We start from the raw sequence: 13,183 nt of genomic DNA on the forward strand, positions 1-13,183 counted from the left end.
CATTAACCGCAGTCATTCCGGGGCACGCCAATGGCGTGAACCCCAATGTGCAATTGCACATTGTGGAATCTCGAGATTCTCAGGGGCGCAATCGCGCACCATAGTTCGTCGCTCTGCGACGCCCCGGAATGACGAAAGAGAGACATGGGTGACCCTCAGAACTTCACGCTCGGCACGGTCTCGACTTCGGTGCGGCTGGTGCCGAGATCGAAGAATTCCTTGCGGGTGAAGCCGAACATGCCGGCAAACAGCGCTGCCGGAAGCTGCTGGATGCCGGTGTTGTATTCCTGGACGGCGTTGTTGAAGAAGCGGCGGCTCGCCGCGATCTTGTTTTCGAGGTCGGAGAGTTCGCTGGCAAGTTGCTGGAAATTGGCGTTGGCCTTGAGGTCCGGATAGGCCTCCGACAGCGCGATCAGCCGGCCGAGCGCGCCGCTCAACTGGTTCTCCGCAGCCGATACCTGGGCCGGTCCCTGCGCCGACATCGCGGAATTGCGCGCCTTGATGACGTCGTCGAGCGTACCGCGTTCGTGCGAGGCGTAGCCCTTCACGGTCTCGACCAGGTTCGGGATCAGGTCGTGGCGCTGCTTGAGCTGCACGTCGATATCGGCAAAGGCCTGGCCGACGCGCTGGCTGAGCGCGACGAGGCGGTTATACGCAGCGAAGGCAAACAGCACGATGATGACGATGACGCCGAGAACGATCCAGCCGGTCGACATGATGGAGAACTCCTAAAGGGGACGAAAGACAGCGAACCTAGACGAAAACCGGGGCGTGCGGCAGCCCGCCCGTGAGGTGGGGCAAGGCTTTAGTCGGAAGTGGGCCGCGATAAGTTCAAGACCGGATTGTGTCGGTTTGCGTGTCCCGGACGCGGTGCAGCGTCTCTTGACGGTGCACCGCAGAGCCGGGACCCACCGCCGCCAGCAGAGCTGGGCCCCGGCTCTGCAGCGCATCACGCCGCAAGCCATAGCGCGTCAAAGACGCGCGTGAACGCGCTGATGGCGCTGCGCGGCGTCCGGGGCACGCCGACCGGCGATAGATCAGCTCTCCTCTATCACCGCATCGCCCCATCGCCAGCGGCGCGCACGGGCGTAATCCGCCTTGGCGCGGCGGGGCACTTTGGTCATAGAGAGGCCTGCCGACGTGCAAAGTTTCGCCGTCACTTCGACTTTGCTGATGGCCGGTTGCGCCAGCACGCGCGAGCGCCGCCGACCTTCCACCGCCGCGCGCGTCAGCGCCACATAGGAGAATTTTTCGTCCTCGTATGGCAGCTCCGCACCTTTGACCTGCTTGTGCGCGCGCGAGCGCTGCAGGCGCTGGGTGAAATGGCACCAGTCGGGTGCTTGTAGCGGGCATTGGCTGTCGTGCGGGCAGGGGGCGGCGACATGTGCGCCCAGCGCGATCAGGTGCGCGCGCAGCGCAATGATCCGGGCATAGCCGGCGGGCGTACCTGGTTCGACCACGAGCAGCGTGTCGTGGGTCTTCTGCCACAACAGTTCGGCGAGCGCGCGTTGCTCGGCGTCGCCGATCTCGCCGATCATGTAGCTTGCCACGACAAGGTCTGCCGTATCCGCTTTGGCAAGCCCGGCGCGGGCCTCGCCGAGCTGGTAGCCGATGCCGCGCAGCCGGGTGCTGTCGTGCGCCAGATCCAGCGCCAGCGTGCGCAACGCCGCGTTGGCATCCAGCAGCGTGAAACCTCTTAGCGACGGGAATGCTTCGGCGGCTGCCCAGGAGGCCGTGCCCGGCCCCGCGCCGACGTCGAGCAGGGTCTTTGGAGCGAAGTCAGGTCTGTTCTCGACAAGTGCGTTCAGACTGGCGGTGACCGCGGCATAGGTTGCAGGCATCCGCGCCAGCGCATAGGCGAGCGCGTCCGTCTCTGAGCGGATGGTCGTGGAGCCGCCGCCTTCACGGTAGGTTTTCGAGATCGCCGCCGCGCGGCCGGCGGCGTCGCTGCGCGAAAAACCCCGCAGCTTGCCGTCGAGCGCGGCTTTCAGTTCGGCGGGGAGATCGGGTGAGGTCATGGCCTGCCGTCTCACACGTCATTCCGGGATGGTCCGAAGGACCAGACCTAAGATGCGCAATTGCGCATCGGGGATCTCGAGATTCTCACGTGCGCAATTGCGCACCAGAGTTCACGCTTCGCGTGCCCCGGAATGACGGACTAAGTATCACGCCACGTCCTGATCAAAAATCTTCACGGCGTCGTCGAGGCCGACCGAGACCAGTTGCGAGACGCCGCGTTCGGCCATGGTGACGCCGAACAGCCGGTTCATCCGCGCCATCGTGATCGGGTTGTGCGTGATGATGATGAAGCGGGTTTCCGTCGACGAGGTCATCTCGTGCAGCAGGTTGCAGAACCGCTCCACATTGTGGTCGTCGAGCGGCGCGTCGACTTCGTCCAGCACGCAAATCGGCGACGGATTGGTGAGGAACACCGCGAAGATCAGCGCCAGCGCGGTCAGCGCCTGCTCGCCACCCGAAAGCAGCGACAGCGTCTGCGGCTTCTTGCCGGGCGGTTTGGCGATGATTTCGAGGCCGGCTTCCAGCGGGTCGTCGCTCTCGATCAGATGAAGCGCCGCTTCGCCGCCGCCGAACAATTCGACGAACAGCCGCTTGAAGTGCTCGTTGACGGTCTCGAACGAGGTCAACAGCCGCTCGCGGGCTTCCTTGTTGAGGCTCTGGATGCCCTGGCGCAGCCGCTTGATGGCTTCGACCAGATCGTCACGCTCGGTGGTCAGTGCGGTGTGCTGGGTCTCCACCTCGCGCAATTCTTCCTCGGCGCGCAGATTGACGGCGCCAAGACGCTCGCGGTCGCGGCGCAGCTTTTCGAGGCTTTCCTCGATTTCGGAAAGCGGCGGCAGTTCCGCGCCGGGTTCGATCTCGGCGAGCGCGGCGACCGCGTGCGGCTCGACTTCGAGCATGTCGTGGATTTCGCGCTCGATGTCGGAAAGCCGGCGCTTGGTGCCCTCCATGCGTTCCTCGGCGCGGGCGCAGGCCTCGCGGGAAGAGGAGAGCGCTTCGAGCGACGCCTTGGCCGCGCGATCGGTCTCCGCCATCAGGCTTTCGGCAGCGGCCAATGCGTCGGCGGCGACGCGGCGGGCGCCTTCGGCGGATTCGATTTCGTTGATCAGCGCGCGGCGCTTTTCAGCAAACAACGCCGGCGCGTTTTCGAGATCGGCGCGCTCGGCCGTCACTTCGGTGATACGCGCCTCGACGGTGGCGACCTGTGAGGCCGAGCTTTGCTTGCGGTTCTGCCATTCGGTGCGTTCGGCCGTGATCGCCTGCACGCGCTTGTCGGCCAATTCAGCTTCGCGCGCCAGCGCCTGGGCTTCGGCCCGCACCTGCGCGGCAAAGCGGCGGTGTCCGTCGATCTCGGTGCGAACGGCGCTCAGTTTCGCTTCCGTCTCATCGGTCGGCGGCAGTTCGGTCAGCGCGGCGGTGGCGCTCTCATGCGCGGCCTCGGCTTCACTGCGGTCGGCGGCAAGACGGGTATGGGCTTCGGTCAGCGCCGATTTGCGCGCGGCGTGGCGATTGATCTCGCGCTCGGTCGCGGCATGGCGTTCGCGCGCCGCATCGGCCTCGCGCTGCGCGGCCCGCCAGGCCTCGCGGGCGGCGGTTTCGGCAGCGGATGCCATCTTCAGTTCCGCCTCGGCGTTTTCCAGGGCCTGCCGCTTGGCAGCGGCGTCAGTGCGGGCCTGTTCCAGCTCGTGTTCGATATCGACCAGGCGGGCGCGTTCGGCCAGACGCCGAGCGGCACCGGTCGGCGCATGCGCGGCGGCGACAAAGCCGTCCCAGCGCCAGACGTCGCCTTCCAGCGAGACCAGCCGCTGGCCGGTCTTCAATTGCGAGACGAACTCCGCGCCGCGCTCCTTCGGCACGACGCCGATTTGCGCGAGACGGCGCGCCAGTTCGACCGGCGCCTCGACATGCGCAGCCAACGCCTCCACGCCGTCCGGCAGGGCCGGATCGTCGAAGCTTGCACCGGCATTGGTCCAGCGCATCGGCGCGGGAGGGATCGACGGGCGCGTCAAGATCGTCGCCGAGGACGGCGCCAAGCGCCTTCTCATAGCCCTTGGCGACGGTGACGCCGTCGATGATCGGCGGCCACAGATTCTTGGTCTCGACATTGACCAGTTTTGAAATCGTGCGCGCTTCGGTCTCTAGCCGCTGCACGCGCTTTTCGGCCTCGGTGAGCGGAGCGCGGGAAGCTTCGAGCTTCTGCCGTGCGGCGATGTGGCCGGTCTCGTTGGCTTGCGCTGCCGCTTCGGATACGGCCAACGTTTCCTGCGCGGTCTCCATGGCGGCGGCGAGCGCGTCGAGGTCGCCGAGATTGCCGGTCTCGTCGCTGAGCTTTTGCTCATCGGCCGCGACGCTGGCAATTTCCTGGTCGAGCCGGGCCAGCCGGTCGCGATGGGTGCGCACGCCGGCCTCTAACTGGTTGCGCTTGGCCGTGAGGTCGGCGAGCGCCGTGGTCAGTTCGCCGAACATGCGCTCGGCCGCGGCCAGTGTCGCTTCCGCTTCCGACACGCGCTCGTCGACGCCAGAACGCTTTTCGACGCGTGACTTGATCTCTTCCTTCAGCTCGGCGTCCTCGGTGTCGAGGCGCTGCAGCGCGATCTCGGCATCGGAGGTTTGCTGCTGTTCGCGCGCGATGTCGGCGGCGAACTGATTCAGCCGCCGGTCGAGTTCGGCGACGCGCTCCTTGGCGCGCTCTTCCTCGCGGTCGAGCTGTTCGCGGGCGTTGGTGAGACGCTGCAGTCCCGCTGCGGCGCGGGCTTCGCCCTCGCGCAAGGCCGGCAGTTCGGAAGCGCGGATCGCCTGGATACGCGCCGCTTCGGCCTGATCGCGGGTACGCTCGGCCATCTCGCGAACGTTGATGTCGAGTTCGCGCGGCTTCCGCGACGTCAGTATTGGCCTCGAGCCAGCGCAGGTGGAACAGTGTGGCTTCAGCCTTGCGCACCTTGGCCGCAACTTCGCGGAACCGGATCGCCTGCCGCGCCTGCTTCTTCAGCCCGTCGATCTGGCCGGAGAGTTGCCCGATGACGTCCTCGACGCGGGTGAGGTTGGTTTCGGCAGCCCTCAGCCGCAGCTCGGCCTCATGGCGGCGGGCGTGGAGGCCGGCGACGCCGGCGGCGTCTTCCAGCACGCGGCGGCGCTGCTCGGGTTTGGCCTGAATGATCTCGCCGATCTTGCCCTGGTGGACCAGCGCCGGCGACCGCGCGCCGGTGGCGGCGTCGGCAAACAGGATCTGCACGTCGCGCGCGCGGACGTCGCGGCCGTTGATGCGATAGACCGAGCCCGCCTCGCGCTCGATGCGGCGGGAGATTTCCAGCACTTGGCTGTCATTGACCGCGGCCGGCGCCGTGCGATCGGCATTGTCGATCGTCATGGTGACTTCGGCGTGGTTGCGCGCTGGGCGGTTGCCGGAACCGGCAAAGATCACCGCATCCATGTCGGCGGCGCGCAGCGATTTGTGCGAGGTTTCACCCATCGCCCAGCGCAAGGCTTCGACCAGATTCGACTTGCCGCAGCCGTTCGGTCCGACCACGCCGGTGAGGCCGGGTTCGATCATGAAATCAGTGGGTTCGACGAACGACTTGAAACCGTGGAGGCGGAGGCGCGTGAGTTTCATGAACACAAATCTCTGTTGGCCGGGCGCGAGATCTCCCTGCCGTGACAATACCATAGATGGCAATGTCAGTGTGGATGAGCCGCCCGTTGCGGCGCTTATGAGCCGCGACAATGGCGAGGCCGAGGCCGCAGAGCAACGCCCCGCGGGGCTTTTCCCAAGGGATTTGAGGCGCTTGTGTGGCGCCTTTTGCTGGACTTACGAGCGCGAATGAATCCGATCCACGCGAATCAGCTCTTCAGCATTGCGTTGATGCGCTTTGCGAACTCCTCGAAGCTCTGATCGCCCTTGATCATCTCGCCGTTGATGAAGAAGGTAGGCGTCGACTGCACCTTCAGCACCTCGGCGGCATATTTCTGGTCGGCGGCGATCTTGTCGAGCAGCGCCTGATCCTTCAGGCAATCCTCGACCTGCGTTTGCGTAAGGCCAGCCTGCTTGCCGATCCGGGTCAGCGTCTCCGTGGTATTCTTCACGACCCAGTCGTTTTGCTGTTTGAACAGGAGATCGATGACGGCGAAATATTTCGGAGCGTCGTCCTTGGCGATGCAGCGCGCCAGCATCGATCCGGCAGCCGCCTTGATGTCGAGCGGGAATTCGCGGAACACGTAGCGGATCTTGCCGCTGTCGATGAATTCCGACTTGATCTTCGGGAACACTTTTTCGGCGAAGGCCGCGCAGTGCGGGCAGGTCATCGAGGCGTATTCGGTGATGGTCACCGAAGCGTTCGCCGGGCCAAGCCCCATGTCGGGCAGCGATTGCGGCTTGGCGACGTCAGCGGGGCTCTGCGCTATCGCATCGGTGATCAGCCGCAGCGGCGAGAAACCGGCGAGCAGGCCAAGCCCGGTCAGCGAGAGAGCGGCGGTGAAGGCGCGGCGCGTGATCATCAAAGTCTGCTCCCGAATGGCGCGTTCACGCCCGAAAGAACTGCGAAAAAGAAGCCTTCGCTAGCTTGAAACGCCAGTTGTGGCAATGGCGGGTCGTGGCGGTCGTGCCGCGCTGCGGGCTCAATTTCGCTTGATCGAGGCGCCGAGCCGGGCCAGCGCGGCGCGCAGTTCCTCATCCTCTACGGCGGACAGGGTTTCGGCCACCTTCGCGACCGATTTCGCGTCGGGCGCGCGCGGCGGCGCGGGGCGATTTCGCCGCGATAGCGGCGCCTGTCGCAGCGCCAGCCGACCGACCGCGCTCCAGCCGAAAAAGCGGTTGACCCGTTGCAGGATCACATCGGAGGAATGCTGGATCTCCAGCGCCATCGGGCCCTCCACCCGCAGCACCAGGGTTGCCGGTTCCTGCGGCTGCCCCTCCACCGGCCGCGGCCATTGCATCTTGAGCGGCTCGGAATGGGCAGCGATCTCCGAGCCGGCGATCTCGGCCCAGCGCGTCACCAGCTCGCGTGCGGCAAATCCCTGCTTGGCATAGGCGTCGGAAAAGACGTCGCTGAGCAGGACGGAGAGAGGTTTCGCCGAGATCGGGCCGGGTTTTGCCATGGGGCTCTATAACACGGCGCCAATTGCGGTAGAAATCGTCAGTGCAACCTCGTCATGGCCGGGCTTGACCCGGCGGTCCACGTATCGGATCAACGCAAGAAAGACGTGGATGTCCGGGACAAGCCCGGGCATGACGTGGAGAGATTTGCGTTCCGGCACTAAAGTAGGTGGATGACGTCTTCCGCGGCCGCAAAAATCGAACGACAGGCAGTACCTGCCGGAAGCGCCTCCCGCCCTGCGCTGCTGCTCGACTGGTACGACCGTCATCGCCGTCGCTTGCCGTGGCGCGCGGCAGCGGGCGAGCGGGCCGATCCGTATCGGGTCTGGCTGTCGGAAATCATGCTGCAGCAGACCGGCGTCAAAACGGTCGGGCCGTATTTCGGGAAATTTCTGGCGCGCTGGCCCGATGTCGCTGCGCTCGGCCGCGCCTCGCTGGACGACGTGCTGCGGATGTGGGCCGGGCTCGGCTACTATTCGCGCGCGCGCAATCTGCATGCCTGCGCGGTCGCCGTGCTGCGCGACCATGGCGGGATATTTCCCGATACCGAGGAAGGCCTGCGCCGATTGCCGGGAATCGGGCCTTACACGGCGAAGGCCATCGCAGCGATCGCGTTCGATATCCGAACCATGCCGGTCGACGGCAATATCGAGCGCGTGGTGTCGCGGCTTTACGCCGTCGAGGAGCCATTGCCGCAGGCGAAGCCGCTGATCGGGGAATTGGCGGAGATGCTGCTGGGGCCTTCCCGCCCCGGTGATAGCGCGCAGGCGCTGATGGATTTGGGCTCCTCGATCTGTACTCCGAAGAAGCCGGCTTGCGCGCTATGCCCCTTGGATGATGATTGCGCCGCTCGCCTGCGCGGCGACCAAGAGACGTTTCCGCGCAAGGCGCCGAAGAAAGCGGGAATGCTGCGCCACGGAGCCGCCTTCATCGTCACCCGCGGCGACGAACTCCTCGTACGCACCCGGGCGGCGAAAGGCCTGCTCGGCGGTATGACGGAAGTACCCGGCTCGGCCTGGCTCGCCGGACAGGACGACAAGATGGCGCTGAAGCAGGCGCCTCAGGTCGACGGCGTGACGCGTTGGCACCGCAAGACCGGCGTCGTCACTCACGTATTCACGCATTTTCCGCTCGAGCTCGTGATCTACACCGCCGATGTCGCCGCGCGCACGCACCCACCTGCGGGCATGCGCTGGGTGCCGATTGCAACGCTCGCCGACGAGGCGTTGCCCAATGTGATGCGCAAGGCGATTGCCCACGGGCTCGACATTTGAAAATGCGAGGCTGCTCGCTGCTGACACCATGCTGGCAGCAGGGCTGCGTTAGGAAGGAGCCTCACGGAGGTTCCCATGATCGCGACCGCTCTCGATAGTCTTAGCCCGCCGCCGTCCTCAAAGCTGCTCGGTTGGCGCCTGCTCGACGCGCGGCCGAAGGACGGCTGGATCCGCATCGGCTTCGACGGCAAGCGGGAGTTCTGTAACCCGGCGGGCTTCGTACAGGGCGGCATTCTCTCGGCGATGCTCGACGACACCATGGGGCCTGCGGTGTTCGCCATGACCGAAGGAAGGCTCTACACCGCAACCATCACCATGACGGTGAATTATCTCGCGCCGGCCAGGCCCGGGCCGATCACCGGCGAAGCCAAAGTTACCCAGCTCGGTAAGACCGTCGCCTTTGTGGAAGGACGACTGACAGCCGAAGACGGCACGCTGCTGGCGACGGCTACGACCAGCGCGCGGCTGGTCGAGAGCACAAAGGCCATTCGATAGTTTGATAGCGCCGGGCGGGCCGCAAGCCGTTTACCGGCTGGTGAGATCGCTCGGCATGATTTGCAGCAGGGGCTCCGGACCGATTGATATCTGGCCCGTAAACGGCCGGTCATGTGCGGCGATCAGCAACACTGACGCGGCAACACCGGTCGCGAACAGCGCCAACGCAATGGCCGACGCCAGCCGATTGTCGCAGTGCACGATCGCGATCACCAGCAGTTCGCACAGCGCCTGCAGATAAAGGCACCACCACTTGACCGGGTTCACCTCAGCCTGGCTGACAATGATGCGTTGCCTTCGTGCATCCAGCGCGGACTGGAGTGCGGAGATGATTTCGCGCTGTGCGGTCTGCTGACCTTCTCCCTGCGGCGCGATCGCCACGACGAGTTGTAAGGCCTCGACGAGCGCGGGCGGAGCGACCCGGAGCGAGGCGGTCTGGCGCGCCATCATCGGCCATTCGACCGTTGCGGAGTGTTCGATATAGTCGCGAACGAGGCCGCGTAACTTGGCCTCGTTCTCCGCGGGCAAGCCGGCGGAGAGAAGCATCACTGCTCTCAGCGCGCTCGCCTCGCGGCTCACCGCCGCGGCGGCTCGATCACTGTCATTCCAGACCTGGGCTGCGGTGAATGCAACGAACAGGCCGAAGAGGATGCCAAGCACCGGCAGCATGCCTGGAGAGACGGTTTTGAAGGACTTTGCCCGTTCCTCCGTCGCGAGGGCGTTCACGCCCAGGAAAACGGCGATGGCGAGCAGATAGGTGAAGCCGAAGACGACCAGCGCCATGGCCCACACCGGTAAATTATGCAGCCAGTCGCTCATGCCGATGCCCTGGTTTTTTAGCCGGCGCCAGCCCGCGGCGCTTCCGGCATGATCTGAACAATCGGCGGCTTGGCGTTGAGGCCTTCGACCTGGAAGCCGGCGACGCGCTTGTAATTGGCGGCGATGTCTTCCAGCTCTTGCAGCGAGAGCACGTCGGTCACGACGTTATAGCCGTTGGGCGCGCGTTCCTCGACCATCTGCATCACCTGCTCGGGGCCGTTACGGCGGTTGAGCATCACGAGGTCGGTCGTGGCGGGCCGGCGCTCGGCTTCATACGCTGACAACGCGGCATTGGTCGTGCCTTTCGCGAGGATCTCGCGGGCGATGACGCGGGCGTCCAGAATCGCCTGCGACGCACCGTTGGAGCCGATCGGGTACATCGGGTGCGCGGCATCGCCCATCAGTGTGACCCGGCCGAATGTCCATTGCGGGATCGGATCGCGATCGACCAGTGGATATTCGTAGGCGTGCGGACAGTTCTCGATCAGGCCGGGCACGTCGAGCCAGTCGAACTTCCAATCCTTGAACCAGGGCAGAAACTCTTCGAGCTTTGCGGTCCGGTTGTAGTCCTCGCGCCGCCACTGATAGGTTGGCGGCATGTGCCGCTCGGCCACCCAATTGATCCGGAACTTGCCGGCGCTGTCGGCCTGCTTCGAAATCGGATAGCAGACGAACTTCAGGATCTCGTGGCCGGCCATGATCATGGTGCGGCCGGACAGGAAGGCGTCGCTGTCGGTGATGCCGCGCCACAGGATGCGCCCGTTCCAGATCGGCGGGCCTTCGTCGGGATAGAGCTTTTCCCGAACCGCCGAATGGATGCCGTCGGCCGCGACCAGCAGCGCGCCATCGTGAGCGCCTTTCGATTTGCCGGTCGCCTTGTCGATGAATTCGGCGCGGACGCCATTCTCCGTTTCGGTCCAGCCGGAGAGGTGATGGCTGGTCAGGATGTTCTCTCTTCCCAACCGCTCGATTGCGGCATCGAGCAGGATCTGCTGCAGCGTGCCGCGATGGATCGAGAATTGCGGCCATTTGTAACCGGCCTCGATGCCGCGCGGCTCGCTCCAGATCGGCTTGCCGTGTTTGGAAAAATACGCGAGCTCCTTGGTGCGGACGGCGGCCGCATCAAGCACATTATGGAGGCCGAGCTCGATCAGCTCGCGCACCGCATGCGGCAACACGTTGATGCCGACGCCGAGCGGCCGCAGTTCGGGCACGCTTTCGAAAACTTTAGCTGATACCCCGATCTGATGCAGGCTGAGCGCCAGCGTCAGCCCGCCGATGCCGCCGCCCGCGATGAGAACAGTCATGGTACGCCCCTGTTGCTTCCCGGTCATGGCATGAGGGAGGGCAGGGGGCAACTGCGAAGGGCTGGTAAAGCCCTTGCCGCCCGGTAGGGTGTGGGCTCATTAACGCTCACGGCGTCCGGCCAAACACAGATGCTCCTGGCCCCGGCACCGGCGCTTCCGGAACAAAGCGGACATCAACCAGCAGACCCCCCGCTGGATTAGTCGAAAATGACCCAAGGCGGACCTCCCGAGTTGATGCACGCTCATTGCCGCCGCGCCGCGGGCCCGGCAAAGTGCCCCTTAAGGCAATCGGGCTCATGCGATTACCGCTCACAAGTGCGCAACAAAGTGTTAGGGTCCCCCTTGTCCCAGCGGCGTGGTTAGTCTGATCGTTCGGAGTGCGCTGTGACAGAGCAGCGGGTTCAAAGGCGATTAGCGGCGATCTTGGCTGCCGACGTGGTCGGTTACTCTGCGTTGATGCAACGCGCTGAGGAGGCCACCTACGCCGAGTTCGAGCGGCTGAAGCGCGAAGTAATCGAGCCTGGCCTCTCCCGCCACGACGGGCGACTGATCAAGACCACGGGTGACGGCGCGTTGGCCGAGTTCGCAAGTCCGTCGGCTGCGGTGCGATGCGCGGTGGAGATACAGGAAAGCATCGCGTCAGGTCGAAGCTCCCTTAAGCTGCGCATTGGGGTCAATCTCGGGGAGGTTATCGTCGGGGCTGACGGCGATCTTTTTGGCGACGGGATCAACATTGCGGTCCGGCTGGAGGGGACCGCCGATCCGCGCGGCATCCTGATTTCCGAGAAGGTGTACAGCGAGGTCGAGGGCAAGCTGGATGTTGGCTTCGAGGACCGGGGCGAACAGCGGCTCAAGAACATCTCCAGGCCGGTCCGCGCTTACTCTGTTCGCGCGGGAGCGCACAGCATGCTGATCGATAGGCTAAGTGCGGCCCCGCCACTCCCGGACAAGCCTTCCATCGTCGTGTTGCCGTTTGACAATATGAGCGGTGATCCCGAGCAGGAATACTTCGCGGACGGAATGGTTGAGGAGATCACCACCGCGCTTTCGCGGTTCAAATGGCTGTTTGTGATCGCCCGCAATTCGAGCTTTACGTTCAAAAACAAAGCCGTCGATGTGAAGGAGGTCGGACGCAGGCTTGGCGTGCGCTATGTCCTTGAGGGGTCGGTGCGCAAGGCATCGGGGAAAGTCCGCATCACCGGGCAATTGATTGATGCGATTACTGGGGCACACATTTGGGCGGACAGGTTCGAGCGTGACCTCACGGATATTTTCGTTCTCCAGGACGAAGTCACCGTTGCCGTGGTCTCGGCCATTCAGCCAAGATTGCTTCAAACAGAAATCGATTTGGCGGCGCGGCGGCGACCGGAGGACCTCACCGCTTATGATTGTTTTCTCCGGGCTTTGCCGCAGTATTACCTATCGACCCGCGAAGGGCTGGCAGAGGCGCTCAGGCTGGCGCATCGCGCTCTGGAGCTGGACCCTCGGTTCGGCTTTGCCGCGGCTCTGGCCGCGAACTGTTATACGCTTAAGGTCCTTTTGGGCTATGACGACCCTCAATTCAACCGCAAGGAAGCAGTTCGACTGCTTCGCCTGGCATTGAGCATCGACGATAGTGATCCGGAAACGTTAGCGTACGCTGCCATAATCTCCGCGTTCATGGTCGACGATATTGAAAGTGGAATCGAAATGGCTGATCGCGCGGTCGCGCTAAACCCAAATTCATATACGGCATGGCGCGGCAGAGGCTGGGTCTATCGAAATGCGGGGCTGCCGGAGGAAGCGGTCCGGAGCTTCGAACGCGCCGTGCGCATGAGCCCGGTAGACCCGACGCTACACCGGTCGTTTACCGGGATGGGGATGGCCTTTATTGAGCTTCGTCGCTTTGACGAGGCCATCGCCGCAGGGAAGAAAGCCCTTCGTCAGAACCCCTCCCATCCGACAGCTTACCGCTGTCTCGCGTCCGCTTTCGCCCACCTCGGACGCGACGCCGAGGCGCGTGAGGCGGCGGCGCGTGTGCTTGAGACCGATCCCGCCTCTACGATATCTGCGTTCATCGCCCGGGGCGGACAATCAAACGCGAGGCTGTTGATTGAGGGGCTTCGGAAAGCGGGGTTGCCCGAGTAAGCCGCGTTCGCTGTGCAGACGAGCGCGAGACGCAATGTCTGCAATTGGCCCAT

Annotated in this window: 9 protein-coding genes and 1 pseudogene; 3 read left to right on the forward strand and 7 right to left on the reverse strand. The window is 64.5% G+C overall.

Annotation, left to right across the window (positions count from 1 at the left end):
* Nucleotides 1–155: 155 nt before the first annotated feature.
* The 5 genes and pseudogenes from ACFXS9_RS41605 to ACFXS9_RS41625 all read right to left on the reverse strand — a co-directional run bounded on the left by ACFXS9_RS41605 (nucleotide 156) and on the right by ACFXS9_RS41625 (nucleotide 7,110).
* The gene (locus ACFXS9_RS41605; protein ID WP_028346966.1) at nucleotides 156–716 is read right to left on the reverse strand and encodes a LemA family protein; all 561 of its coding nucleotides are present in this window, start codon (nucleotides 714–716) and stop codon (nucleotides 156–158) included.
* 321 nt (nucleotides 717–1,037) lie between these two features.
* Nucleotides 1,038–2,018, reverse strand: a complete 981-nt coding sequence (locus ACFXS9_RS41610) for a small ribosomal subunit Rsm22 family protein (RefSeq protein WP_392699283.1) — start codon at nucleotides 2,016–2,018, stop codon at nucleotides 1,038–1,040.
* A gap of 147 nt (nucleotides 2,019–2,165) precedes the next feature.
* A pseudogene (smc, locus tag ACFXS9_RS41615) lies at nucleotides 2,166–5,629 on the reverse strand (chromosome segregation protein SMC).
* Nucleotides 5,630–5,856: 227 nt separating this feature from the next.
* Nucleotides 5,857–6,513 (reverse strand): DsbA family protein, encoded by a 657-nt coding sequence (locus ACFXS9_RS41620; protein ID WP_392699285.1) that lies wholly within the window; start codon nucleotides 6,511–6,513, stop codon nucleotides 5,857–5,859.
* A gap of 117 nt (nucleotides 6,514–6,630) precedes the next feature.
* On the reverse strand, nucleotides 6,631–7,110 hold the full coding sequence (locus tag ACFXS9_RS41625) for a DUF721 domain-containing protein (protein WP_392699287.1): 480 nt from the start codon (nucleotides 7,108–7,110) through the stop codon (nucleotides 6,631–6,633).
* Between the two features lie 171 nt (nucleotides 7,111–7,281).
* Here ACFXS9_RS41625 and mutY point away from each other — a divergent pair, with 171 nt between their 5' ends.
* Nucleotides 7,282–8,382: an A/G-specific adenine glycosylase gene (gene mutY, locus ACFXS9_RS41630; protein ID WP_392699289.1), complete on the forward strand. Its 1,101-nt coding sequence runs from the start codon at nucleotides 7,282–7,284 to the stop codon at nucleotides 8,380–8,382.
* A gap of 75 nt (nucleotides 8,383–8,457) precedes the next feature.
* Nucleotides 8,458–8,877 carry a PaaI family thioesterase gene (locus tag ACFXS9_RS41635; protein ID WP_392699291.1) on the forward strand — a complete coding sequence of 140 codons (420 nt, stop codon included), beginning with the start codon at nucleotides 8,458–8,460 and terminating at the stop codon, nucleotides 8,875–8,877.
* Nucleotides 8,878–8,907: 30 nt separating this feature from the next.
* Here the strand turns inward: ACFXS9_RS41635 and ACFXS9_RS41640 are convergent, their stop codons facing one another.
* Together ACFXS9_RS41640 and ACFXS9_RS41645 are read right to left on the reverse strand one after the other, a co-directional pair.
* The gene (locus ACFXS9_RS41640; RefSeq protein WP_392699293.1) at nucleotides 8,908–9,696 is read right to left on the reverse strand and encodes a DUF4239 domain-containing protein; all 789 of its coding nucleotides are present in this window, start codon (nucleotides 9,694–9,696) and stop codon (nucleotides 8,908–8,910) included.
* 17 nt (nucleotides 9,697–9,713) lie between these two features.
* On the reverse strand, nucleotides 9,714–11,003 hold the full coding sequence (locus ACFXS9_RS41645) for a flavin-dependent oxidoreductase (protein ID WP_392699294.1): 1,290 nt from the start codon (nucleotides 11,001–11,003) through the stop codon (nucleotides 9,714–9,716).
* Between the two features lie 384 nt (nucleotides 11,004–11,387).
* On the opposite strand from ACFXS9_RS41645, the gene ACFXS9_RS41650 reads away from it, so the two are divergent.
* The gene (locus ACFXS9_RS41650; protein WP_392699295.1) at nucleotides 11,388–13,130 is read left to right on the forward strand and encodes an adenylate/guanylate cyclase domain-containing protein; all 1,743 of its coding nucleotides are present in this window, start codon (nucleotides 11,388–11,390) and stop codon (nucleotides 13,128–13,130) included.
* Nucleotides 13,131–13,183 lie beyond the last annotated feature (53 nt).

It is taken from the genome of Bradyrhizobium sp. RDI18 (assembly GCF_043203335.1).
Lineage (GTDB): Bacteria > Pseudomonadota > Alphaproteobacteria > Rhizobiales > Xanthobacteraceae > Bradyrhizobium > Bradyrhizobium retamae.

What these genes read in the sequence shown, in the direction of transcription:
- ACFXS9_RS41605 (WP_028346966.1), bottom strand. Translation starts at nt 716, where the DNA reads ATGTCGACCGGCTGGATCGTTCTCGGCGTCATCGTCATCATCGTGCTG.
- ACFXS9_RS41610 (WP_392699283.1), bottom strand. Translation starts at nt 2,018, where the DNA reads ATGACCTCACCCGATCTCCCCGCCGAACTGAAAGCCGCGCTCGACGGC.
- ACFXS9_RS41625 (WP_392699287.1), bottom strand. Translation starts at nt 7,110, where the DNA reads ATGGCAAAACCCGGCCCGATCTCGGCGAAACCTCTCTCCGTCCTGCTC.
- mutY (WP_392699289.1), top strand. Translation starts at nt 7,282, where the DNA reads ATGACGTCTTCCGCGGCCGCAAAAATCGAACGACAGGCAGTACCTGCC.
- ACFXS9_RS41635 (WP_392699291.1), top strand. Translation starts at nt 8,458, where the DNA reads ATGATCGCGACCGCTCTCGATAGTCTTAGCCCGCCGCCGTCCTCAAAG.
- ACFXS9_RS41640 (WP_392699293.1), bottom strand. Translation starts at nt 9,696, where the DNA reads ATGAGCGACTGGCTGCATAATTTACCGGTGTGGGCCATGGCGCTGGTC.
- ACFXS9_RS41645 (WP_392699294.1), bottom strand. Translation starts at nt 11,003, where the DNA reads ATGACTGTTCTCATCGCGGGCGGCGGCATCGGCGGGCTGACGCTGGCG.